The following is a 2,099-nucleotide window of genomic DNA, read 5'->3' as shown; positions in this document are numbered from 1 at the left end:
TAGTGCCGACTTTAGTCGGCTGAGGTCGCCGACAACCCCCGGATGCCGACTAAAGTCGGCACTACGACGGTAAAGCTACAAGCACCTTTCTGAAACCATCCCTAACTAAAAGAGTTTTTTTGTGAGAGGCTACGCCCAAAACCCCGCCGGTAGGCTTAACGTAAGCTACAATCACCCATGTACATCATCGGCACCGCTGGCCACGTAGACCACGGCAAATCCACGTTGGTAAAGAGTCTCACTGGGATTGACCCGGATCGGTGGGCTGAAGAGCAGCGCCGCGAGATGACGATTGATCTCGGTTTTGCCTGGTTCACCCTACCCAGTGGGCGCTTGGTGAGCTTGGTTGATGTGCCTGGGCACGAGCGCTTCATTAAGAACATGTTGGCTGGTGTGGGCGGCTTTGATGCGGCCATGCTGGTTGTCGCCGCCGACGAGGCGGTGATGCCGCAGACGATTGAGCACCTTGCGATCCTCGATCTGCTTGAGGTGCGCCACGGGCTGGTGGTGCTAACCAAAGCCGATCTTGTCGATGCGCCCTGGCTCGATCTGGTACGCGAAGAGGTGAGCGAGCGGCTACGGGGCACCAGTCTGGCCCACGCGCCCCTTGTCGCCGTCTCGGCCCGGAGCGGCGCAGGGCTCAACGAGTTGCGCCAAACCCTCGATGCCGTCCTTGATGCTACGCCAGCCCGCAGCCATGCCCGTGGCCACCCCCGGCTGCCGGTTGATCGCGCCTTCACCATGGGCGGCTTTGGCACCGTGGTGACCGGCACGCTCCTTGATGGGCCGCTGGCCCTTGGTGCGGAGCTAGAGATCCTTCCGGTAGGACGCAAAGCGCGGGTGCGCGGCTTGCAAATTCATGGTCAAAAGACCGAGGTGGCGCTGCCTGGCAATCGCGTAGCGGTGAACCTGGCTGGTATTCACCACAGCGAAGTGGGGCGCGGCGCTGTGCTGGCTCCCCCTGGGGCACTGCGGCCCACCCACATGCTCGATCTGCACCTGCGCGTCCTTGCTGATGCGCCCGCGCCCATTCTGCAAAACAGCGCCCTCGACCTCTTCAGTGGCGCGAGTGAAGTGCCATGCCGTGTCACCCTGCTCGATGCCGAACAGCTCGACCCAGGGGCGCAGGGCTGGGTGCAACTGCGCCTCGCCGCGCCCATCGCGCTGCGCCGGGGCGACCGCTGCATTCTGCGTGTCGCCTCACCTTCGCGCACCGTCGCCGGGGGGCTTGTGGTGGACACCCACCCAGCGCGCCACCGCCGCTTCCGCGCCGACGTGCTGGCACAACTAGAAACCCTAGCACGGGGTGAGCCTGCTGATCTGCTCCTCCAAGCACTCGCCTGCGGCATGCCCCAGACATATGCCGAAGCAGCCACCCGTAGCGGCCTGCCCGAAGCAGAACTAGGGCCACTTGCAGCACAAGGAGTAGCGGCGGGCCAAATCGTTTTGCTCAACAGCCAGAGCAACGATCCACACATGATCAGCACGGGCGCTTGGGAGCAGCTTTGTACACAACTGCAAGAACACCTCCGTGCCCACCACCAGCGCTTCCCATTGCGGCGCGGCATACCCAGAGAAGAACTACGCCAAAAGCTGCAACTCAACCCCCGCAGCCTCAGTGCAGTCTTACACCAAGCGGCACAACAAGCTCTGATTGCCACCAACGAAACCAGCGTCTGGCTCCAGGGCCACAATCCGCACCCCGACGCAGCGGGCCAACACGCGCTCGCTGCCGCCCTCGAAGCGATGGCGCGAAGCCCCTACAGCCCGCCCGCCCCCAAGCTCGACGGCGAGTTGCTTGCCTGGGCGCTCGAACAACACCTATTTGTGCGCGTCGCCCCGGAGGTCTTCTTTCTACCTGCCACCTATGCAGAACTGGTAGCGTGGGTACGCCAAACGATCATCAACCAAGGCAGCATCAGCCTTGGAAACATCCGCGATCACTTTGGCAGCAGCCGCAAATACGCCCTTGCCCTACTCGAACACCTCGACGAACGCAAGATTACACGCCGCGAAGGGGAAGCAAGAGTACTGGTGTGATACCAATTACCGCAATAGCGCAAAAGGAACGCTGTGGGAAATCGCCACCCTGGGAGCGC

The 2,099-nt window shown here is 62.5% G+C and carries 1 protein-coding gene; it reads left to right on the top strand.

Going from position 1 to position 2,099, the window contains the following annotated elements; genetic code table 11:
* Window positions 1-177: 177 nt before the first annotated feature.
* The gene (gene selB, locus CJ255_RS21805) at window positions 178-2,040 is read left to right on the top strand and encodes a selenocysteine-specific translation elongation factor (protein WP_097646176.1); all 1,863 of its coding nucleotides are present in this window, start codon (window positions 178-180) and stop codon (window positions 2,038-2,040) included.
* The last annotated feature ends 59 nt before the right edge of the window (window positions 2,041-2,099 follow it).

Origin of the sequence: Candidatus Viridilinea mediisalina (assembly GCF_002532535.1) — a bacterium.
GTDB lineage: Bacteria > Chloroflexota > Chloroflexia > Chloroflexales > Chloroflexaceae > Viridilinea > Viridilinea mediisalina.
The sequence above is the reverse complement of the archived record's forward strand: the minus strand, read 5'-3'. Positions and strand labels throughout refer to the sequence as shown.

What these genes read in the sequence shown, in the direction of transcription:
- selB (WP_097646176.1), top strand. Translation starts at nt 178, where the DNA reads ATGTACATCATCGGCACCGCTGGCCACGTAGACCACGGCAAATCCACG.